The sequence below is a fragment of the Paenibacillus sp. TAF43_2 genome, assembly GCF_052113545.1.
GTDB lineage: Bacteria > Bacillota > Bacilli > Paenibacillales > Paenibacillaceae > Pristimantibacillus.
Window position 1 is genome coordinate 1 of record NZ_JBFRDK010000066.1, and the last position, 22,096, is coordinate 22,096.

Here is a 22,096-nt window from a genome sequence, read left to right on the forward strand (position 1 = left end):
CTTTTAAACTGCTCAAGCAATCAGGTTTCGGCAGATTAATGACGAGTTTTGGTGAGGATCCGTTTGCTGGGATGCCATATGATGATGAAACAAAAAAACAAATGAAGATGCTGCAAAACAAAAACATGTTTAATAGCACCAGCATAAATGAATTGGAAAATCTTTATCCCAATTTTGTTGCAGCTCGAAGCTTATCATTCCCTAAAGAGCTTCCCCTTATTTTCTTTATTCAAGCGAATAATACAGGCGTAAAAGGATGGATACCGCTGCATGAAGGGCAAGTAAAAGATTCTGTTCATGGTAAAGTGATGACATTTGAAGGTGGTCATTATTTGCACCATACCAAGTCAAAAGAAATCGCTGAGAACTTCCGGGCATTTATGGAGCAAGTAAAACAAGACAAATAGATGATTATTTTGAAGCAGATGCTGATCAAGAAGATAGTGGGCTAAATAAAAAGCGGCAGTCTCGGACGTTGGTAACTCGTCCAGGCTGCCGCTTTTATTTTAGATTATAAACGGATTTTAAAAGATTTTTTCGTAAGCGGATATAGCCACTTTACGCCGCTTGGCGTGAGCGTGTCCGCTACGAGATGAGATAAATAACCGAGCATAGCCACGATTGCGATCCCTTCGATTTGGAGCTGATTTTCCAGTCCAAGGCCGATATATCCCCAAATCGGAACGGCCCATATTGTATGCGTCATACCGCGGTGCTTCAGCCAAGGCACCCAAGCTGAAAACAGTCCGAAGCCGATAAGCCAGTTCATTTGGTAGTAGTAGCCAGCGTACATAACCGCACAGCCGACTGCGCTGGCAAGTACATTCCGGATAACGCCTTGTTTAGCAACAAGACCCAGCAGGAAGATAGCGGCTGCGACGCCTATGTAAACCGGTGATGGAGACTGATCTGTGAAAAAATAATAGGCAACGACTCCGGCTAGCAGGCACCCGGACCAAAGCGTAAGCTCACGAATGAGCTTCGATAGCTTGCTGAGCTTGGTGCTGAGCATGCTTGGTCCGTCAAGATCAGCGCTTAGCGCTGAAAATCCGGCTACAGCAATGTACAAAGCGGCGTGCTCGATCGTAAAGGGATAATAAACAGAAGCGGCTGCACCAACAGCTGCTCCGATGGCAAGATGGGTCTTTCCTGTCATAATTCCTCCTGTGACTGACTATGCGTGGCATGAAATATGGCAGTCTATTATAGTTGTTCTTTGTTAACTTGCTCGTTTCGAACCATTTGCTCCAGCTTCTCTACCAGCCGATCATGCGCCGGGTCTTTTTTGCCAAAGCCAAATAAACGTTTCCGATTTTGCTGCTTCAGCAGCTGAAGCAAATAAAGCTTTTCTTTTAGAGTAAACATGATGATATTGAACCTCCTTCTGCTTAGGCATGCCAGCTGAGGTTATTCTCTAGCCTCTGCGATAGACGCTAGGCGTCATGCCGGTGCACCTTTTGAACAATGCGTTAAAAGAATGAATATCGCGATAGCCAACCATTTCGGCAATGGTACTGATTTTTAGCTGAGAGCCGCGAAGCAGCTCTTGGCTTTTTTGAATACGCAAATTTTGCAAATAACGATGAAAGCTTTGTTTCGTATACTGCTGAAAGAGCCGCTGCAGATGACGCTCGCTCCAGCCGCTAGTCTCGGCCAGCTTGGCTAGGGTCAGCTCCTGCTGGAAACGCTGATCAAGATCATGTAACAGCTTTATAAATTCCAGCTGCTGCGGCGCACGAGCCGTAACTTCCGGATCGCTAGCAACAGAGCGCTGCAAAGTAATGAGCAGCTGGAGCAGCAGCGTATGCAAGTAATCGGACGAGCCGCTCTGAGTCAGTTCAAATTCTCTATGCAAGGATAGAAACAGCTTCTCAAACTGACTATTTGTATCCATACAAGAATAATAGGGAAAATTGCCGCTTTCCATATCATTAATAAACTGTGCGCTGCGATAATCGGAAGCGAATGCACTAAGCTTATGCAGCAGCAATGGAGAAAAGACGCAGTTGAATACGCTTAATGGGTTGCGGGCTTGGTCGGAGGAAATCGGCCTGAACACATGAGAAATGCCGATAGGGATGAAAAATACCTGACCTTTCCGTACCTTATGCACCTGATCTCCGATATGGTGATAGCCGGCTCCTTCTGCAATATATACGCATTCGAGAAAATCGTGATCATGATAGGGGCTCATGATGCTTTCGCTTGCCCGATTAACGTAAAGCAGCTGGTTGTTTTGAAAAAAGTACTCTCCACGGTATGTTTCTACGGGATGGTTCATCGTGAGCTCTCCCTGCGCAAGTTCTACATTTTGTAAAAATGTCCTGTTTGCCGCATGATATTGTCCGTTTTACCCAACATTTTTCAAGCATGCTTTTTTATAATTATAGTGTAAAGCGTTGTGGCAAGGAAGGCGAACACGCAAAAAAAGGGCGCCAACTCTATTATAAGCTCGGGACATCAATTAATAGTTATCAATGATCTTAAGGAGGATTATAGGATGTTTGAAATTAGCGCGGTATATTGTGAATATCAGCAAAACCCAATTGGAATCGGAGTGAGAAAACCTCGTTTAGGATGGAAATTGCTTTCAGATGAGCGGGCGGTCAAGCAAACGGCTTACGAGATTGAGATTGCGGCAGAACCAGACTTTGCATCGATCCTATGGCAGTCAGGACGCGTAAACAGCGAGCAGTCAACGCATGTTGAGCTGGACTCTTTTGTCGGTGAATCCTGTAAACGCTATTATTATCGTGTTCGGGCTTGGAATCAAGATGGAGATGCAACCGCTTGGTCTGCTGTTGCCTTCTGGGAAATGGGGCTGCTTAGTCCAGACGAGTGGCTTGGCGACTGGATCGCTGCGCCGCTTGCGATGCTGCCAATTGAGGCGGAGCCTAGCCCGCTAATGAGGAGAAGCTTTGAGCTCACAGGCAAAGTGAAGGAAGCGCGGCTTTATGCGACTGCGCTCGGCATATACGAGCTAGAACTGAACGGGCAGCGAGTTGGCGATAGTTATTTTGCGCCGGGCTGGACGAGTTACAATCATACGCTGCAAACCCAAACTTATGATGTGACTGATCTGCTGAAATTAGGCGGGAATGCAATTGGCGCTTCCCTTGGAAACGGTTGGTATAAAGGGAACTTGGCGTGGGGCAATCAACGCTGCGTGTACGGCGGTCGTTTGGCGCTGTTGCTGCAAATGCACATCGTTTACGAGGATGGACGTAAAGAGATCGTTGTATCCGATACGAAGTGGAAGGCAGCGGTCAGTCCAATTCAGTTCTCGGAAATTTATCATGGCGAAACGTATGATGCACGCCTGGAACAAGAGGGCTGGAGCACAGCCGCTTATGAGGACAATGCAAGAGAGTGGCAGACGGTTGAAGTGGTTCAGCATGAGAAGCATATGCTTAGGCCGCAGGTGAATGAGCCTGTTCGCAAGCAGGAGAGGTTAAAGCCGATTGCTCTGATTACGACACCCAAAGGGGAAACCGTGCTTGATTTTGGCCAAAACATGGTTGGCTGGGTGCAGTTTGCCATAAAGGGAGAAGCGGGCTCCGAAGTAGCGCTGCTGCATGCAGAGGTGCTTGATCAGGAAGGCAATTTCTACACCGAAAACCTGCGTGCGGCAAAACAAATGATTCGATATGTGCTGAAGGGCGGAGAGACCGAAACATATGAGCCGCGCTTTACGTTTCAAGGCTTCCGATATGTGCAGCTGATTGGCTTCCCTGAAACGGAGAGCATTAAGCTTGATGATTTTACAGGTGTTGTGCTGCATTCGGATATGGAGGAAACCGGTGAGTTTCAATGCTCTGAACCGCTCGTCAATCAGCTTCAGCATAATATCAAATGGGGCCTGAAGGGGAATTTCCTTGACGTACCGACCGACTGCCCGCAGCGGGATGAACGTCTTGGCTGGACTGGAGATGCGCAAATGTTCATTCAAACGGCATCTTACTTATCTAACGTCGCTCCTTTTTTCACGAAGTGGCTGCGGGATGTAGAGGCGGATCAAGCAGAAGACGGCGGCGTTCCATTCGTGGTTCCTCAGGTGCTGGGCGAGAATGACATGTCCTCGGCAGCATGGGGAGATGCAGCAGTGATTTGTCCTTGGACGTTATATATTTGTTACGGAGACAAACGGATATTAGAAGAGCAATATGACAGCATGCAGGCGTGGGTATCGTATATTCAGCGCCAAGGCGAAAATGWGTTTTTATGGAATACAGGTTTTCACTTCGGGGATTGGCTTGGACTTGATGCCAAGTCGGGCGATTATGTAGGGGCAACGGATCGGGATTTTATCGCGACGGCCTTTTATGCCTATTCGGTATCCATCGTTCAGAAGACGGCAGCAGTGCTCAACAAGGATGCTGATGCGAAGAGATACTCGGAACTGTACGACAATATTGTAGCCGCGCTTAGAGAAGAGTTTGTAACAGGCGCTGGACGGCTGGCAGTTCCGACGCAAACAGCTCAAGTGTTAGCCTTGATGTTTGGACTCTTGGATGAAACAGCAGAGAAACGCGCTATAGCCAAGCTGACAGAGCTGATTGAGCAAAGCAAAGACCATTTGACGACAGGTTTTGTCGGTACTCCTTACTTGAACCATGTGCTTAGTGCTTTTGGTAAAAATGACGTGGCGTATAGGCTGCTTCTTCAGCAAACCTATCCATCCTGGCTGTACCCTGTGACCAAAGGCGCTACGACGATTTGGGAGCACTGGGACGGTATCAAGGAGGACGGAAGCTTCTGGAGCAAGGATATGAACTCATTTAACCATTATGCTTACGGAGCGATTGGCGATTGGATGTACCGGACGGTAGCGGGCATTCAAACGGTGGAAGATGCTCCTGGCTATAAACGAATCATCATCGCACCGCTTCCGGGCGAAGGGCTGACGTGGGCGGAAGGGAAGATTGAGACGGTATATGGCTCAGTTAGCTCAAAATGGTCCATATCGGAAGAGGGGCACTTCACGCTTGATGTGACAATTCCTTCGAATACCACTGCGGAAATTCGTTTGCCAGGTGCGGAATCGGGATCGAAGGTGACCGAGAGCGGCGTGTTGCTAGCTGAGAGTGCGGGAATAACATCAGCAGCTGAGACCGAGGCAGGCGTTACAATACAAGCAGGGTCTGGCAGCTATCGATTTGCTTGGTAAGTCTGTGCAAGCTGCAAGCAGGTATTTCAAATTCACCCCATCAACTGAAACATGTTATAATATGCTTTAGGATGAATAGGGTTGGTGGGATGATGATGGATAATCAAGTTGTCGCAGCATGTGATGATTCGTGCGCAGGCTCTGAGGTAAACATAGAGAATGTTAGAAGCAAAATGATTAATGAAACAACAGCTGCTCAGTTGGCTGATTTGTTCAAGGCGCTTGGCGATCCCACGCGAGTGAAGATTATCCATGCGCTAGTGCAGTCTGAACTTTGCGTACATGATTTGACTGAGGTGCTCTCCATGGGGCAATCGGCGGTTTCTCATCAGCTTCGGCTGCTGCGTAACATGCGTATCGTCAAGCGCAGGAAAGTCGGGAAAACCGTCTTTTATTCGCTCGATGACGATCATGTAGAACAAGTCTTTATGCTGACGCTTCAGCATTTGAAGCATGAATAATACATCAAACAAAGCTGCTCTTCACGGTTAGCAACCATGGGGAGCAGCTTTTGTTTTATTCAAATGGATTTTATTGATTTTTAGTAAAATTAAAGTATAATTTTACTTATCGTCACGGGTTAGCAGGAAGGAAAGGGAATATGGCTACAATTAAAGAGATTGCACAAAAAGCAAAGGTTTCAATTGCGACCGTGTCGCGGGTGCTTAATTATGATCCAGCCATATCGGTTGCAGATGAGACACGCAAACGTATATTTGAAATCGCGCAGCAGTTAAATTACAAGACGCTGCGTCAACGTAACGGTGCTGGGCTTAAAGAGCGTTACCGGGTTGGTCTTGTGAACTGGTATTCTGATCAAGAGGAAATGCTGGATCCATATTACATGGCCATTCGGCTAGGTATCGAGCGAGAGTGCTTCCATAGAAATATGGATTTGGTAAAATTGTTTATGCAAGTCCACTCTGACGAGAAAGATTGGCGAGGCGAGTCGTTTGACGGCATCATCGCAATCGGGCGCTTTGAGAAAGAGGATCTGAACCGTTTTCCAGAGGGGCTGGAGCCTATTGTGTTCGTTGATTCTTCCCCAGATGACAATCGATTTGATTCTGTTGTTATTGATATCGGAAAGTCGGTTTCAGAAGTGATTGATTATCTAACTCGCCTAGGCCACACAGAAATCGGTTATATTGGCGGGCATAACTTAGTAAATAATAAGCGTGTGCGTGATGAGCGTGAGCATGTATTTATAGAACGAATGACTGATAAAGGACTGTACGATGCAGAACTTGTTTATACGGGAGAGCATTTGTATTCCGAAGACGGATATAAGCTGATGCAGCAAGCGATAAAAGGGAATAAAGTGCCAACCGCTTTTTTTATCGAAAATGATTCTATGGCCGTCGGCGCCCTCCGAGCACTCCATGAAGCGGAGCTTCGGGTGCCAGAAGATATTTCCATAGTCGGTTACAATGATATCGCTATTTCAGCCTTTTTGCAGCCTCCGCTTACGACGGTTAAGGTGCATATGGAGTATATGGGCGAGACGGCTGTTGAGCTGCTTGCTGATCGTCTGGCTTCAAAGCGGGATATTGCGAAAAAGATCGTATTGCCGACCAAGCTGCAGGAACGTGAGAGCAGCATTAAACGAGTGAAGCGCTGAATAAAGAAGCAGCTAAGACGAGTAAATTCAAGCATTCGAGCGGAGGTGGCAAGATGTCGATGTTGCTAAACGGGCAAAACGTATTGCCGGCAGTGCATAAGCTGAAGGATGTGGAAGCGGTGCTTGCCTCGCCTTTTTCGTACATGGTGCTTCTTGGAGGGCATTTGGGGCAGTTAAAGCATATCGTTGATCTGGCGAGTCAGCATAACAAAAAGGTACTGCTGCATGCCGATTTGATCGATGGCTTGAAAAACGATGAATACGCGGCAGAGTTTCTATGCCAGTCTATCAGGCCTGCAGGCATTATCTCGACGCGATCCAGCGTTATTGGTCGTACGAAGCAGAATGGACTGATTGCCATTCAGCGATTATTTCTTATTGATTCGGATGCTTTGGAGAGAAGTTATACGGTGCTGGACAAAAATCGTCCTGATTTCATTGAGGTGCTGCCGGGTGTTATACCGGATATTATAAGTGAAGTGAAGCAGCGGAGCGGCATTCCCATTATAGCGGGAGGACTAATTCGTACGGAGGCGCATGTCAGCCAGGCGCTTGAAGCGGGAGCTTCGGCGATAACGACATCACGTAAAGAGCTGTGGAAGCTAGGAAAATAAGCGGAAGCTGAAAAGTGAAGGAGGGGTTCAAGTGGAAACGTATATGTTATCGCTCGATCAGGGCACAACCAGCACGCGCGCGCTGCTCGTGGATAAAAGTGGAACCATTGTAGATATAGCAAGAGAAGAGCTTCCGCTGTCTTACCCGCATGCAGGATGGGTAGAAGCAGATGCGATGTTTATATGGCAGTCGACGAAAAAGGTAATGGCAGAGCTGCTCGCCAAAACAGGCATTACCGCTGAGCAAATTGCTGGAATCGGAATTACGAATCAACGGGAAACAACCGTTGTCTGGGACAAAACGACGGGTCAACCGATTCATAACGCGATCGTATGGCAATCCCGCCAAACGGCGGAAATTAGTGATGGTCTTAAGAAAAGCGGTTATGAGCAACAGTTTCATGAGAAGACGGGCCTGCTCATTGATGCTTATTTCTCAGGCACGAAGGTGAGCTGGCTGCTTGAGCATGTGGAGGGCGCACGCGAGCGTGCTGTGAAAGGCGAGCTGCTCTTGGGCACGATTGATACGTGGCTGATCTGGAATTTAACCGGTGGACAGGTGCATGTAACGGATGTTTCGAATGCTTCTAGAACGCTTATGTTCAACATTCATGAGCGGAGCTGGGACGATGAGCTTCTGCATATTTTGAACATTCCAAAAGCTATGCTGCCGGAGGTACGCTCTTCCTCTGAAGTTTACGGACATGTGGTTGATGAAATAGTCGGACGCAAAATCCCTGTTGCAGGAGCAGCTGGTGACCAGCAAGCAGCTTTGTTTGGTCAAAATGCTTATGCAGAAGGAAATACAAAAAACACATATGGTACGGGCTGCTTCATGTTAATGAATACAGGCACCAAAGCAATCGTCTCCGAGAAGGGGCTGCTGACCACGATTGCGTGGGAGGTTGATGGCAAGCTGGAATATGCGCTTGAAGGCAGCGTATTTGTGGCAGGTGCTGCAATTCAGTGGCTTAGAGATGGTCTAGAACTTATTGAATCGGCTTCCGAGACGGAAGCTCTGGCGGAGCAGGTGGAGTCTTCGGACGGCGTTTATGTCGTGCCCGCATTTGTTGGACTCGGTACGCCGTACTGGAATAGCGATGTTAGAGGAGCCGTATTTGGACTCACGCGGGGGACGTCCAAGGCACATTTTGTCCGTGCAGTATTAGAGTCGCTGGCTTACCAGACCAAAGATGTCCTCTCCGTTATGGAGGAGGAATCAGGTTTGCCGCTGGAGTCGCTTTGTGTAGACGGCGGAGCCGTTGCCAACAACATGCTTATGCAATTCCAAAGTGATCTGCTTGGCGTTCCCGTGGAGCGTCCAGTAGTAAATGAATCTACAGCGCTCGGAGCTGCATATTTAGCCGGACTTGCGGTAGGCTTCTGGCAAAACCGCGAGGAGCTGGCTAAGCTGAGGCAGGTAGATAAAGTATTTAAGCCTGCTATGGAAGAGGAGACACGTACCGATTTATACAGCGGATGGCATCGTGCAGTCCGAGCGGCCATGGCTTTCGCGCAATAATTATGCTATACTGATGGCAAGTTAATAACGGTTGGAGATCAGGAGAAACCACGAGAACCGCTTTCACACCCTTTTTAGGGATTGGGGAGCGGTTTGAGTGGTTTTTTTGTTTATTTAGATTCATTCATGAGTAATGAACTGTAAATGGCAGAACAATAATAAATAGACAATCGGGAGGAAATCATGATGACCATTCATAATAAAGAAATATTTGCCGCCCAAAATCGTGAGCAAGTACTGAAGCAGATGCAGCAATCGCAGCTGGATGTACTCGTCATAGGCGGAGGAATTACTGGCGCGGGCATTGCGCTTGATGCTGCTGCGCGCGGTATGAAAGTGGCTTTAGTGGAGATGCAGGATTTTGCAGCAGGTACCTCTAGCCGTTCAACGAAGCTGGTCCATGGCGGTTTGCGTTATTTGAAGCAGCTAGAGATTGGTGTCGTAGCTGAGGTTGGCAAGGAGAGGGCAATCGTATATGAGAACGGGCCGCATGTTACGACACCGGAATGGATGCTGCTTCCGCTTTATAAGGGCGGCACCTTCGGTAAATTCTCAACATCGATTGGTTTGCGCGTTTACGATTTTCTAGCTGGCGTCAAACGAAAAGAGCGCCGGATGATGCTGAACGTAGAGGATACGCTGTTTAAGGAACCTCTTTTGAAGCGGGATGGCTTAAAGGGCAGCGGTTATTATGTAGAATACCGTACCGATGATGCACGGCTGACGATAGAAGTGATGAAGAAGGCGGTAGAAACCGGCGCATTGTCGGTGAATTATGCCAAGGTTGAGACGCTTCGTTATGGCAAAGACGGTAAAATAACAGGCACGTTGGTTAAAGATATGATTAACGGAGCTGAATACGAGTTGAAGGCAACTAAAGTCATTAATGCTACGGGTCCTTGGGTCGATGATATTCGCGAAATTGATGGATCGAAGAAGGGGAAAACGCTCCGTCTGACAAAAGGCGTTCATGTGGTCTTCGACCAGAGTCGTTTCCCATTGCGCCAAGCCGTCTACTTCGATACGCCGGACGGCCGGATGGTATTCGCAATTCCGCGCGCGGGAAAAACGTACTTCGGTACGACGGATACCAATTATAAGGGCAATACCGTCAATCCTGTGATGACGCTTGCGGATCGCACTTATTTGCTGCAAGCTGTTAACTTTATGTTCCCAGACCTTAAGCTTGTGGAAGCGGACGTGGAATCAAGCTGGGCAGGCCTACGCCCGCTTATCCAGCAAGAAGGGAAATCGCCTTCGGAAATATCGCGTCGCGATGAGATTTTTGTATCGGATTCCGGGCTGATTTCGATTGCGGGCGGCAAGCTGACGGGTTATCGCAAGATGGCTGAAACCGTTGTAGATAAAGTGGTAGAATTGTTCGGGCAGGAGGGCAGCAGCAAAGCTTTTGCCAAAAGCGAAACCAAGACGATTACGATGTCAGGCGGGGATTTAGGCGGGTCAAAAGGTTTTGAGCCTTTTGTTCAGAAGAAATCAGCAGAGGGAGCGCACTATGGCTTCAGCAAGGAAGAGTCTGCTTTTCTGGCGCAGCGTTATGGCTCAAACGTGGATCAGCTGTTCTCACTGGCGCAAAGCACAGGCGCTTGGGCGGAAACCTTTGAACTGCCGCTCATACTAGCGGTACAGCTTCGTTACGCCATAGAGGCGGAAATGACAGTAAAGCCAACCGATTTCTTTATTCGCCGCACGGGTGATCTGTTCTTCCGAATCGGATATGTTAAGCAGTGGAAAACACAGGTCATAGCCGCGATGGCGAATCGTCTGCAGTGGAATGATGAGCAGCGCACTGCTTATACATTGGAGCTGGAAGAAAAGCTGGTTGAAGCAGTAGAGCCGCTGAAAGGCTAAGCTGCTTCGATATTCGTTAGATCAACGGAACCCGAATAGAAATGGAGGTGCAGAGATGCGCCTCTTTTTTTGTGCGTAAAAGTAGTTGCAACATTAGCATAAATTACATATAATAAACCTAATAACATATGAGCATGTATTCATATGTTATGGAAATTCGATTGTATTCATGAAATAGTTGGTTTAGATGCAGACTAATAGAGTCTGTTGGAATGGATTGGGGGAGAGAATTATGAACGGATCACAGGATGGGAAACTAGGGGGAAATTTAAAAACAGCAGCCATTGCGGAAAACCATCAACATGATCATGGAGATGGAGCATGCGACCATAACCATAGCCATGAACAGAACGCACCTAAGCATTCGCATGGGAATCACAGCCATCACGGTCACCACCATGGTCACTCGCATGGTCATGGTCATCATGGACATTCTCATGCTCCGAATAATAAAGCGGGATTGCTGATCGCACTTATTATTACAGCAGGTATTATGGTTCTGGAGTTTGTAGGGGGACTTGTGACGAACTCGTTGGCGCTATTGTCTGATTCAGGGCATATGCTGAGCGATACGGCGGCACTGGCGTTAAGCTTGGCAGCAATGTGGATTGCCGTGCGTCCAGCTTCTTCTAACCGCACTTATGGATTTCATCGTTTTGAAATATTGGCAGCCTTGTTTAATGGCATTACACTGTTCGTTATCGCCGCGTTTATCATTGCGGAGGCAATAAAGCGGTTCGGTGAACCGCCGACCGTCGCGAGCGGGTCGATGATGATTATAGCTGGTATCGGTTTGCTGGCTAATATAGCAAGTGCATGGTTTCTTATGCGGAAGGCGGATGTGAAGGACAATCTAAATGTTCGCAGTGCTTATCTTCATGTCATCGGGGATGCTATTGGTTCGGTAGGCGCGATCATTGCCGGCATTTTGATGTATTCATTTTCGTGGTATATCGCTGACCCGATCATTAGTGTAGTCGTTGCTCTTCTTATTTTGCGAAGCGCATGGGGAGTGATTAAATCAACCGTTCATATTCTGATGGAAGGAACCCCAGCTCATGTGAATGCTGAGCAGGTTAAAGAAGCACTGCTAGACATTCAAGGTGTCAAAGACGTTCACGATCTTCATATTTGGACAATAACATCGGGAATAGACTCCTTAAGCTGCCATCTTATTGTTGAGGATGAGAAGGATTGCCAAGTCATTCTTCAAGAAGCGATTCAACATCTGGCCGACAGATTCCAAATTGAACATTCGACGATTCAAATCGAGAAATCGCAATTGAAGCACTCTGCTTGCAAGGTATAGATCCGGTTATCGTAAAATAGGGCTGTCACTTCAGTAGGATGATCTACTTCTGTGACAGCCCTATTTTTTAGCCTATGATTACGACTAGGCTGCTTCAACAGCCGATTTCGATTTATACACTTGGGAGCCGATTAAGAAGGATACAACGCCCCATGTGACCATAATGCCAATACCGATCCAGAATGAGGTTGAAATGATACCGGAATTGTAGATGAGACCATCCCGCATGCCCTCCACGAAGTAAGTAAGCGGCAAGATTTGTGCAATCGGCTGCAGCCAGTTTGGCATGATTTCGAGTGGGATAAATACACCGCTAAGAAACATCATGAGCATGCTGGCAATGTTGGACATCCCCATATAAGCTTCTATAGATTTACTGAAGGAAGAGAATAAATAACCCATCGCATTAAATACAAGTGCGCCTGCAAAGAAAGCAATAACTAAGCTTAACACATTAATATGAAGATTTGCGCCAAAACCGAATACGCCAATCAATGTTAAAATAATGATTTGAAAAACGCCGAGCAACAGCTTTACAATTACGCCTGCCAGACCGTAAAGGCCCATTTTGGCTGGCGTCATGCGAAGCCGCTTCATCAGTCCCTTTCTGCGCATCTCAACTAGACTGACCATGCCGAACAGACCGCCCTGCGCGAGAGTTAAACCGATCATGCCAGTTAGCAGGAAGTCCGCATAATTCAAATCCTCGGAGCCTTGCGAAATGGATTGTCTAGTTAAGCTGAATGTTGGCGTAGCTTTGGCAACGGTCCAATTCGTCTGTTGAATAAATTGATCCAAAATACCGGCGATAGCCTGAGTGGTAGCGCCTTGCTCATTGGCTTTGTTTACAACGAGCTGCATTGTGGTGGAGCTGTCGGATTCAGGCAAAATAATGAGCGCATCAATATCTTGTTTCTCAATGAGCGTATTGCCGGCTTCCTTCGTGATTGGCTGCTCTTCTTTAAACTCGAATACCGGGATTTGGCGCAGCTGTTCAAGCAGCATGCTCGAATTGGCATTCGGCTGTGAATCAACAACGGCAATTGTAGCTTTAAAGCTATCGGATGAGCCTCCGCCAAAAATGACCATAAACAATACCATTAAAATTATCGGAAAAAAGATGTTCCAAAACCATACTTGTTTTTCGCGAAACATCATTTTGACTTGGGCGCTAAACATTTTGGAAAATTGTTTGGTGCTGTTCATTTAACTTAATCCCTCCATTCCTTGCCGGTGAAGGCAATGAATACATCTTCCAGGCTCATTTCACGAATAGAGATTTGCTCGACGCGGAAGCCGCGATCCTTTGTAAATCCAAACAGCTCATACAATGTTTCTTCAGGCTGTGTCGTCCATAGCTGGAGCGAAGCGCCTTCGCGATTCGTTCGGACGACAGCATGGTGGAGTGTCGCGACTTTCTCCGTCTCAAGAGCTGCCTCAGCGCCATCAATAAAGGTAAGCCTGACCTCTCGTTCCTTCGTGAGCCGATCAATTAAAGCAGCTGGAGTATCTAAGGTGACGATTTTCCCTTGATCAACAATGCATACACGGTCACTCAGCTTTTCGGCCTCTTCCATGTAATGGGTAGTAAGGATGGTTGTTTTGCCTAGCTCCTTCAGCTTAAGAATAATGTCCCATATATTCCGTCTTGCCTGCGGATCTAGTCCTGTTGTAGGCTCATCTAAAAAAATGATCGTAGGGTCATTAATCATGGCGAGTCCGATGGCAAGCCGTTGTTTCTGTCCGCCGGAGAGCTTCCTAACCTGCTTGCTGCGCTGATCAGTGAGATTAATCATTTCGAGCACTTCTGCTGCTGGCCGGGATTTTGGATAAAAGGTAGCGAACAAATCTAAATTTTCTTCTACCGTCAATAAATCGAACAAAGCGCTGGATTGAGGCTGAACACCGATGGACACCTTGATTTGTTCACTGTTTTTCGTCCAATTTAGAGGACCAAATTCGATTTGGCCGGAATCAGGATTTTGCAGCCCTTCAATCATTTCAAGCGTAGTCGTTTTTCCTGCGCCGTTTGGACCGATGATGGTGAACACTTCTCCCGCCTCGACGGTGAAGCTAATGCCGGCTACAGCGCTGACTGATCCAAAGCTCTTTTGTAAATTACGCACTTCTAATACGGGCATTATGTAACCTCCTAAAGTTTTTGTGAAGCAAAAACTGACTTCGAAAGCATACGCTTTGTTTTTGTAATGTAAGGTTTCCGATTTTAATTGATCTGCTACAATAATTTTAACCGTATCCATTTTATGAGAGTACCGTCTTAAGCATGCTTCGGACTCGGTCTTAAGGCGGAGGCCGGAATGGTTTGAAGATTTTCAAAACGACCAGCGTGTTCAAACTCCTGTCGAAGCTAGAGGAACATCGAGCAATTGCAAGGCTAGTTTTACGCTTGGATGGTCGCGATTGTCTGTTAAATAGAGAGCATAGGCCCTCGTAACTGGAAAAGGCAATTCGCAGCGCAGTTCATATAAACGGTGATCATCTAGAAAAGGCTGCGCAATAGATCGGGGAAGGAAGCCAAATCCTGCTCCTTGCAAAAGCAATGTGAGCATTATGGTGGAGTGGTCGGTTTCAAAAGTAGGCAGATAACCTTCCCCAACGATCGAGCGAAACCAATCTGGAAACGGATATCCCCACTCGATGTGACAATATTGTCCCGAGAAGAAGTCTGTTTTCGTAAACAAGTTAGAACTATTTTGAGAAGAAACAAGTATAATTTCGTCCTCAAATAGGAAATGTTTAGTAACATTAGGGCGATCAAGAGGGTCGTACCGAATTGCTACTTGTACAACGCCATCGAGTAAAAGATCACGAATCATGTAGCTTGAATCGATGTAGCTCAGAAATTTAATAGCGACCTTCGGGTGTGCGTGCCTAAACAAAACAATATGCTGCAAATAATAGTAATGCCAAACAGAGCCAGGTCCGCTCATGACGATATAGTTTTCTAATCCTTCGGATAACGTTACCTTGCTTTCTTCAAACAGCAGCAGCATCCTCTCGGCATAAGGGAGGAAATGGATGCCTGCCTGCGTTAAGCTTACATTCCGATTATCACGTAGAAACAGCGGCTTTCCAACGGACAATTCCAGCGCTTTTATTCTTGCTGTAACAGCAGATTGCGAGATATGCAAATACTCTGCAGCCCTTGTGAAATTGCGAATTTTGCACACCGATAAGAAAGCCTCTAACTGTGAAATATCCATAGCTGCACCTCAACTAATTTGAAATATGAATCATTATAATCAAATAAATTCGTTATACAAATTATACTTCGATCATTACTATTAAACTATACTCATGGTTTGGAGGAGATTTGAATGGCTGGTGATGTGATGATTGAACAAATACAATCCATTGAAGAGCATGTTAACGGGCTGGCGGATCTGTTGGTGCAGGTCGTTGAAGATGGTGCGTCAATTGGTTTTTTACCCCCAATGAAGCTTTCTGATGCTGTAATGTACTGGGAGGCTGTGTTAAGTCCGGAGGTGATTTTGTATGTTGCTAAAATTGATGATCGAATTGTTGGGAGCGTGCAGCTGCATCTATGTACGAAACAAAATGGTGGACACAGAGGGGAAATTGCAAAATTAATGACCCATCCAAACTATCGTCTTAGAGGAATTGGACGTTTACTTATGCAAAAGGCAGAAGGGCGAGCAAGGCACGAAGGCAGAACATTGATAGTTCTCGATACGAGGGAGGGGGATCCTTCGAATATGCTGTATACTTCATTAGAGTACATTGAAGCCGGACGCATTCCTGGCTATGCACGATCGGCAGACGGTAAATTAGATGCAACGGTTTTTTATTACAAAACGCTGATTTAATTGACCTGTTAGATCAGGCAAACTCCCAGAATAGATTTCCTCGCATAAATTCACATGGTACAATATGGATATTATATCTGCGGAGGAGTTGATTTGTTTTGGCAGTTAGAAAACCTTTTGGATATGGATCACTTTCTATACTCCCTTTTAGCTTCCATGCCGTTTTGGTTAGCGACAATATTAGTTTCGAAAAGAAATATTCATGATTTTGGAGCAGTCGTCAGCAAAAGAATTGGTGAGCTCCTGCTTGCTATAAGCGTGGTAGTTACAATCATTTTTTTAATACTGCCATTATGGATTGAATTCTAATAAAATAAAGAACAAGGAGCAGTTTGCCGCATGGCAGGCTGCTTTTATTTCATGAAGCCATATAAAAAAAGTTCTTATAAGATATTTTTGAATGGTCGTTCGTGTTTTATATAGGAGGTGAATAAATGGACAACCAATCTTTAAGTCGTACCCATAGTGAGTTTTCTGAAATGTATGAGCGGAATATCGATATGGTGTACAGATTATGTTTCATCCTATTGAAAAATACGATGGATGCGGATGACGCTGTTCAGTCTGTATTTTTAAAGCTATTCAAGCACAACAAAACCTTTAATGACCGCGAGCATGAAAAAGCATGGCTTATTGTGACGACCAAAAATACCTGTAAAGACGTATTAAAAAGCTGGTGGAGATCTCGCCGGGTTGATGTAGACGTTTTGCCGGAAAAAACATACTGGGAAAACAATGAGCAGCAGAGGGATATACTCGAGAAATTGCTGCGGCTTCCTGAAAAATACAGAACGGTGTTATATCTCTACTATGTGGAGGATTATTCTGTAAAAGAAATATCAAAACTATTAGATCGAAAAGAGAGTACGCTGCAAACACAATTATCAAAAGGACGAACACGCCTAAAGGCTGATTTGGGAGGGATATATGTTGACGGAAAACCAGTTCAAGGGAATACTTGAAACCATAAAGCCTAATAAGGAACATAAGGACAAACTATTGCACGACATGATTGTGAAAATTGAATCGGAAACCGTGGACAAAAGAATACCAACATCATGGAGACATGCAAGATCTGCGATGCTGGCTGCAGCGGTTATGATCTGTTTGCTAACGACAACTGCTTTTGCAGCAAGCTATATGGGCCTCGATATGAAATTTTTGAACTTTCTAAACCCGGCGAATGACGAACAGGAGCTGTATTTGGAAAACGGCGCTCAATTAGTCAACAAAAAAGCGGTAAACGAGAATGGAACAATTGAAGTTAAACAGATTATCGGAGACAGCAATTTGATATATGTTCTTTTGGACTTTACCGCGCCGGAAGGTACCGTTCTAGATGCCAAAAGGTATCGTTTTGAGACATATTTAAGTTTTGAYCATATGAGTTCAAATAGCTCTTCAACCGGTTACACCTTATTGGACGATGAGAATCCAAGCGATAATAAAATCAGTCTAATGATGAGTTTTTTAACGAAGAATAGAACAATCGCAGGAAGTCCTGTTACTTTGATGCTTAGTCATTTAGAGGCGGCAGATGTTTATCCCGATACATTTGAAAATGTAAATCCAGGTTCATGGAAAATTAAATTCAATTTGGACTATAAGGATATGTCAACAACGTATCAGATTGATCAGGGCATATCATTATATAGCTACGAAGCAACACTATCATCCATTTCTATCTCGCCCATTTCCGTTACAATAAAAGTAGACAGTGCGCATACCAAAGAGATTTCTGAGGCAGCGAGCCGATCCTCAGGGGAAATAGGGTTAAACGAGTATGCGGATCAATATCCGATCACCATACATTACAAAGATGGAACATCGGAGACAACGGCTGTTTTTAAGGGGATGTCCTCGGGGGATCTTATAACTAACACCATAACGATCGTGAAGCCATTTACCCCCATTATCAATGATAAAGAAATAAAAGCTGTCGAATTTTTTGATAAGGTCATTCCAATGGACTAATTCAAGCGTTGTGCGATTTGAGGAACTGCATGTATGCAGTTCCTCTTTTCTTTGTTGATGGTATGGACTGGTTACAGAAGAAGCTGTTAACCTGCATTGTATTGACAAGAAATATAAATAAAATTATTCTGAATATATATTGATTTATATGCATAAAAATACAATATGAAAAGAGGCCATCAACTTGAATCATCTATATAAAGAGTTTCTAATTAGTGATGACAAGTCACTTATTAATATGGATACCGTTTGCGAGTTTTTATCAAGGAGCCATTGGGCAAACCAAAGGCCAGTGGAAACGATTCATAAATCAATTCAAAATTCATTTTGTTTTGGCATCTACGATAATAAAAGGCAGGTTGGATTTGCTCGAATCGTAACGGACTGGGCAACGATCTATTATTTGTGTGATGTTTTTATTGACGAAGAATATAGAGGCAGAGGACTCGGAAAGAAGTTAGTTGAACTCATTGCAAAAGAATTCGAAGGGATTGGCGGCATACTGCGAACGCATGATGCTCATGAATTGTATGAACAGTATGGATTTATAAGAGATACTGAACGATTTATGAATCGCCTACTGAAAAGGTAGTTTAGGGGTGAGCAGAACAAAGGCAGTCTAAGACATAATTTTATGTCCTGGTCTGCCTTTGTTATTTGAATCAGCTCTGCCGACTAGAATACGCAATTAATCCGATTTTACAGTCGCGTGAATAGCAATGCCGGAAGCGTCATGTACAACGAACGCGTTTCCTTGCTCTGCAGCTTCAACACCGTCGCTGCGCAGATGCTCGAGCCAAGCTTCACGAGAAGTTGAAGTTGGGAAAACAATCGTATAATAAGATAAGCCAACCGTATTGGCTGACGGCAAGGCAGCACCTGCGCCTGCCCAAATGTTCATGCCGATATGGTGATGGTATCCGCCAGCCGAGACGAATACAGCAGCCATTTGCGCATAATCGCCAACAACATCAAAGCCTAGCTTGCCTTCATAAAACGCGCGCGACTTCCTAAGGTCGCCTACGTGAAGATGGATATGTCCAATAACGGTTCCTTGCGGGAGACCGCTCCATGTAAGACCTTCACTCTGAGCAAGCAGATCTTCCCGATCAAGCGGGTCTGTTGCCATCACATAATTGCCCTCGGCATCTCGCTTCCACTCTTCACGCGGACGATCCGCGTAAATTTCGATGCCGTTATGATCCGGATCTGAAATATAAAGCGCCTCGCTTACCAAGTGGTCGGCCTGCCCAATATGAATGCCGCTTGTGATCAAGTTGCGGAGCGCAAGCGATAAGGAGCGACGATCCGGCAGCAGAATTGCAAAATGGTACAAACCAGCATGAGAGCGTTTTTGCGGCACAACGGCATTCGGTACTTCCTCTAGAACGAGCAGCGTATGTTTCCCATCAGCAGTGAATGCTGCAACACGATGTATTTCATCATGCTGCAAAACCTTTAGCCCGACAACATCCGTATAAAAAAGGATTGAACGCTCGAGATTGCTTACCTTAAGCTTTACTTCTCCCAGTGAAATTTGTTCATCCAAAAATGTCGACATGATTAATCCTCCTTGAAGTATATTTGGTTGCGATACTTGATTGCTTTAAATAAACTGCACCTAAAGCATAGTCCTTTACGTCTATATCATGTACAATATTGGAAAATGTAACCAACGGCCATTAAGGCTGCTATAAGCTCAAATCGTATGAAGTAGGTTTATAATAGCATATGAATTATAAAAATTAAAGTAGCTTAYTAAAAGTAATCAACTTATAGTATTTTAATCAAAAGGAGGTTGAAATGAGAAAAATATTACGAAGGGTAGAGTGGGTGCTGCTTATTGTTATTGGAGGTTTTTCGCTGCTTTTTGCACTTCCTTCAATTGATTTGTTTGATCATGATGCTGAGCTGAGCGAGGCTAAGAAGAAGGGTTTTTATTATAAGGTGGATGCAGATAAGCAAACCTATTTCAACAAAGAGATAAGTATTGACGGCGTTGTTTATGGGGAAGGGAAGCTGGTTGTTTATTTGTCTTCAAAACGATTTTTTTCGGTGCCGCAACTGCCTAATACCATTCAAATAAAAACAGATGCCGATGAGGTGCTTCAGTATCAATCTTCAGGTGCATCCATGCGGCTTTATCGATCAAAGGGTCAATTTACGTTTACTAACGTGCCGCCTAATCTGAAAAGCGTCACCGTATTTAATGAAGCTTATGGCGAATCCTTTTCCTTTTATATACCACTTGAGGAGGGGAAGGCAGACTAATGCAGTCATCTACGAAAATAGTTTTCGGTCACTTGATCCGTTGGTTATTGATTCTTCTGGCTTGCTCTATCATCTATTCTGCGCTTTTCTCACAAAGCTCAATTCGTGTGGAGAAAGTAGCACAGCATGCACTGGATATGATGGAGTCTCCTTACGCTCCTATTTCCTTAAAATCAAAGACAGGCCAAGGCTATGAGCTGTTGCTAATCGTTGATCGTAAACATGAGCTCCAACATCAATTGTTCGTGAAACGTTCGCTTGGACTTTTTTGGAGCTTCCGCGGCGGTGGATTTGGAATGAAGCTGGATCCGCAAATCTTACTCAGCTTTCGGATGGGCATGTCTACTTTTGGCAAGTATCGTCATTATTATGCTGTTGGCCAACTGAATGATCCGAATATAAGCAGGGTGCAAATTGCATGGTGGGATGGATATGAGCAGGATGCGCTTATGAAAGACGGGGTATATCTTGCTGGGCGTTCTATTCGCAGCTCTACTAAAGAGCAGTCGGCTTCCAGAATGAATAAGGTGTATGCCTATGATGCAAACGGGCAATTATTATATGAGCTAAATGATGAGCAGCGGGAGATTAAAGCGGATGCGAAATTAGAAACGGAAATGAAGAAAGCAATTTAATAGAAGAGCCGTCCGCGCTTACTTTGGAAGCGATCGAACGGCTCTTTTTTTTATTATCCTTGGATACTTGGCTGTATTGGAGAAGCAGGCTGTTTCTTCTTAGTTGGAAGCGGACCAAACAGCAGCCAGTGCCATTTGAATGGTGCGCTTAGTGCCATGATAGCCCAAGGAATAACGAGTGCGAGCAGGAAGCCGCCGGCCACCCAAACATGGAACAGAATTGGAGAGCCGCTGGCATTCGTCTGGCGGTATAGATACAGAATTAAGGGATGGACCAAATATATGCCAAAGGATGTGGCACCGATATGTATAAGAGCTTTGACGACCATCTTGTTCCATGATGTATAAATCCAGAAGGAAACTTGAAGCAGCACAATAGCAGCCGTAACGCACCGCACCTCATCTATCAGCTCTAATAGACTTGTGTTTATAACAGATAGCCCAGTTAACCGTTTCTCGTAATAAAAGTAGACCATAGTCATATTTGACGATAAGAATAGTGCCCACAGCACAAGTGAAGCTGCAATTTTTGACGGAGTAGCGTTTTTTCTTGTGAGATTAATCCATTCAGCGAATTTCTCATAATATATACCGATAAATGCACCTGCCGTAAAATAAAGCATATACGTAAACGCATAGCTGCCGGGGCTAACCACATGATATTCCCGGACGATGATAAAAATAAATAACCATTGCACCAGCAAACCGATCCAGACGATATGCCGGCTGGATTTTCGAAACCGATTAACGGCGTACAGCATTAGTGGTGATATTGCATAAAATTGAATAATAATAACGACAAAATAAAGATGAACATAGGTTTTGCCAAAGATAAGCATTTTGAGAAATTTAGTCGTTGTAAAGTAACCAATAAAGGTTTGCAGGTCACTAAATCCGTAAGTTGCCAGTCTCGTAAAGGCGAAATAGAGGAACGAAAATAATATAAAAGGAATCAATACTTTAGATATTCGTTTTTTGTAAAACTGCCCAATTGCTGTTGCTGTGAAGGGTTTGTTGTAGTAGTTGTAAAACAGGACGAAGCCGCTTAGAAAGATGAAGACGGGCACTGCGAATTTGGTAAATGTGTTTAGAAAGACATAAAGAGGATATAGCGTAGCCTTGTGATCGTATTTAGCTACGACCGCTGATGTTGCGTGAATCATGATGACCGCTAAAATACCGAATGCTCTAAAGATGTCCAGAGCAGGTAAATATGGTCTTTTTGCTGATTGTGCCATTAATATCCCCTTATTTTTATAAGATACT

Annotated in this window: 21 protein-coding genes and 1 pseudogene; 14 read left to right on the forward strand and 8 right to left on the reverse strand. The window is 45.0% G+C overall.

Annotation, left to right across the window (positions count from 1 at the left end; all coding sequences use genetic code 11):
* Positions 1-407: pseudogene (locus AB4Z17_RS15815) on the forward strand (alpha/beta hydrolase); the annotation flags it as partial.
* Positions 408-511: 104 nt separating this feature from the next.
* On the opposite strand, the gene AB4Z17_RS15820 reads toward AB4Z17_RS15815, so the two are convergent.
* Genes AB4Z17_RS15820 through AB4Z17_RS15830 form a run of 3 tightly spaced genes read right to left on the reverse strand, consistent with a single transcriptional unit; the run spans position 512 to position 2,281 of the window.
* A complete protein-coding gene (locus AB4Z17_RS15820; protein WP_441911402.1) occupies positions 512-1,156 on the reverse strand; it encodes a metal-dependent hydrolase in 645 nt (214 codons plus the stop codon).
* Between the two features lie 47 nt (positions 1,157-1,203).
* A complete protein-coding gene (locus AB4Z17_RS15825; protein WP_339204950.1) occupies positions 1,204-1,365 on the reverse strand; it encodes a hypothetical protein in 162 nt (53 codons plus the stop codon).
* A 49-nt stretch (positions 1,366-1,414) separates the two neighbouring features.
* Complete coding sequence (locus AB4Z17_RS15830; protein ID WP_441911400.1) at positions 1,415-2,281, reverse strand: helix-turn-helix domain-containing protein; 867 nt, start codon at positions 2,279-2,281, stop codon at positions 1,415-1,417.
* Between the two features lie 219 nt (positions 2,282-2,500).
* On the opposite strand from AB4Z17_RS15830, the gene AB4Z17_RS15835 reads away from it, so the two are divergent.
* From AB4Z17_RS15835 to AB4Z17_RS15865, 7 genes are all read left to right on the forward strand, one after another.
* Positions 2,501-5,167, forward strand: a complete 2,667-nt coding sequence (locus AB4Z17_RS15835) for a family 78 glycoside hydrolase catalytic domain (RefSeq protein WP_441960769.1) — start codon at positions 2,501-2,503, stop codon at positions 5,165-5,167.
* 71 nt (positions 5,168-5,238) lie between these two features.
* Positions 5,239-5,628 (forward strand): ArsR/SmtB family transcription factor, encoded by a 390-nt coding sequence (locus AB4Z17_RS15840; RefSeq protein WP_441960771.1) that lies wholly within the window; start codon positions 5,239-5,241, stop codon positions 5,626-5,628.
* 140 nt (positions 5,629-5,768) lie between these two features.
* Positions 5,769-6,788 carry a LacI family DNA-binding transcriptional regulator gene (locus tag AB4Z17_RS15845; protein ID WP_076267232.1) on the forward strand — a complete coding sequence of 340 codons (1,020 nt, stop codon included), beginning with the start codon at positions 5,769-5,771 and terminating at the stop codon, positions 6,786-6,788.
* Between the two features lie 59 nt (positions 6,789-6,847).
* A complete protein-coding gene (locus AB4Z17_RS15850; protein ID WP_430063306.1) occupies positions 6,848-7,402 on the forward strand; it encodes a glycerol-3-phosphate responsive antiterminator in 555 nt (184 codons plus the stop codon).
* 31 nt (positions 7,403-7,433) lie between these two features.
* On the forward strand, positions 7,434-8,924 hold the full coding sequence (glpK, locus tag AB4Z17_RS15855) for a glycerol kinase GlpK (protein ID WP_441911396.1): 1,491 nt from the start codon (positions 7,434-7,436) through the stop codon (positions 8,922-8,924).
* Between the two features lie 186 nt (positions 8,925-9,110).
* Positions 9,111-10,793, forward strand: coding sequence for a glycerol-3-phosphate dehydrogenase/oxidase (locus AB4Z17_RS15860; protein ID WP_441960781.1), 1,683 nt, complete (start codon positions 9,111-9,113; stop codon positions 10,791-10,793).
* A 232-nt stretch (positions 10,794-11,025) separates the two neighbouring features.
* Entirely contained in the window at positions 11,026-12,102 is a 1,077-nt protein-coding gene (locus AB4Z17_RS15865; RefSeq protein ID WP_441911395.1) for a cation diffusion facilitator family transporter, read from the forward strand.
* 84 nt (positions 12,103-12,186) lie between these two features.
* Here the strand turns inward: AB4Z17_RS15865 and AB4Z17_RS15870 are convergent, their stop codons facing one another.
* The 3 genes from AB4Z17_RS15870 to AB4Z17_RS15880 all read right to left on the reverse strand — a co-directional run bounded on the left by AB4Z17_RS15870 (position 12,187) and on the right by AB4Z17_RS15880 (position 15,326).
* Positions 12,187-13,308 (reverse strand): ABC transporter permease, encoded by a 1,122-nt coding sequence (locus AB4Z17_RS15870; RefSeq protein WP_441911394.1) that lies wholly within the window; start codon positions 13,306-13,308, stop codon positions 12,187-12,189.
* A 5-nt stretch (positions 13,309-13,313) separates the two neighbouring features.
* The gene (locus AB4Z17_RS15875) at positions 13,314-14,243 is read right to left on the reverse strand and encodes an ABC transporter ATP-binding protein (RefSeq protein WP_441911393.1); all 930 of its coding nucleotides are present in this window, start codon (positions 14,241-14,243) and stop codon (positions 13,314-13,316) included.
* Positions 14,244-14,453: 210 nt separating this feature from the next.
* The gene (locus tag AB4Z17_RS15880; RefSeq protein ID WP_441911392.1) at positions 14,454-15,326 is read right to left on the reverse strand and encodes a LysR family transcriptional regulator; all 873 of its coding nucleotides are present in this window, start codon (positions 15,324-15,326) and stop codon (positions 14,454-14,456) included.
* A gap of 114 nt (positions 15,327-15,440) precedes the next feature.
* On the opposite strand from AB4Z17_RS15880, the gene AB4Z17_RS15885 reads away from it, so the two are divergent.
* The 4 genes from AB4Z17_RS15885 to AB4Z17_RS15900 all read left to right on the forward strand — a co-directional run bounded on the left by AB4Z17_RS15885 (position 15,441) and on the right by AB4Z17_RS15900 (position 18,516).
* Complete coding sequence (locus AB4Z17_RS15885; RefSeq protein ID WP_441911390.1) at positions 15,441-15,950, forward strand: GNAT family N-acetyltransferase; 510 nt, start codon at positions 15,441-15,443, stop codon at positions 15,948-15,950.
* A gap of 434 nt (positions 15,951-16,384) precedes the next feature.
* Positions 16,385-16,912, forward strand: coding sequence for an RNA polymerase sigma factor (locus AB4Z17_RS15890; protein ID WP_441960773.1), 528 nt, complete (start codon positions 16,385-16,387; stop codon positions 16,910-16,912).
* Positions 16,878-17,924, forward strand: coding sequence for a DUF4179 domain-containing protein (locus tag AB4Z17_RS15895; protein WP_441960775.1), 1,047 nt, complete (start codon positions 16,878-16,880; stop codon positions 17,922-17,924). Before AB4Z17_RS15890 ends, AB4Z17_RS15895 begins: the two co-directional genes overlap by 35 nt.
* A gap of 184 nt (positions 17,925-18,108) precedes the next feature.
* Positions 18,109-18,516, forward strand: a complete 408-nt coding sequence (locus AB4Z17_RS15900; protein ID WP_441911385.1) for a GNAT family N-acetyltransferase — start codon at positions 18,109-18,111, stop codon at positions 18,514-18,516.
* Between the two features lie 96 nt (positions 18,517-18,612).
* Here AB4Z17_RS15900 and AB4Z17_RS15905 read toward each other — a convergent pair whose 3' ends face one another.
* Positions 18,613-19,485, reverse strand: a complete 873-nt coding sequence (locus AB4Z17_RS15905) for a VOC family protein (RefSeq protein WP_441960776.1) — start codon at positions 19,483-19,485, stop codon at positions 18,613-18,615.
* A gap of 242 nt (positions 19,486-19,727) precedes the next feature.
* Here AB4Z17_RS15905 and AB4Z17_RS15910 point away from each other — a divergent pair, with 242 nt between their 5' ends.
* Together AB4Z17_RS15910 and AB4Z17_RS15915 are read left to right on the forward strand one after the other, a co-directional pair.
* A complete protein-coding gene (locus AB4Z17_RS15910; RefSeq protein ID WP_441960777.1) occupies positions 19,728-20,195 on the forward strand; it encodes a hypothetical protein in 468 nt (155 codons plus the stop codon).
* Positions 20,195-20,830, forward strand: coding sequence for a hypothetical protein (locus tag AB4Z17_RS15915; protein ID WP_441911379.1), 636 nt, complete (start codon positions 20,195-20,197; stop codon positions 20,828-20,830). The genes AB4Z17_RS15910 and AB4Z17_RS15915 overlap by 1 nt, the downstream gene beginning before the upstream one ends.
* 53 nt (positions 20,831-20,883) lie before the next feature.
* Here the strand turns inward: AB4Z17_RS15915 and AB4Z17_RS15920 are convergent, their stop codons facing one another.
* Positions 20,884-22,068 (reverse strand): acyltransferase, encoded by a 1,185-nt coding sequence (locus AB4Z17_RS15920; RefSeq protein WP_441960778.1) that lies wholly within the window; start codon positions 22,066-22,068, stop codon positions 20,884-20,886.
* Positions 22,069-22,096: the final 28 nt, after the last annotated feature.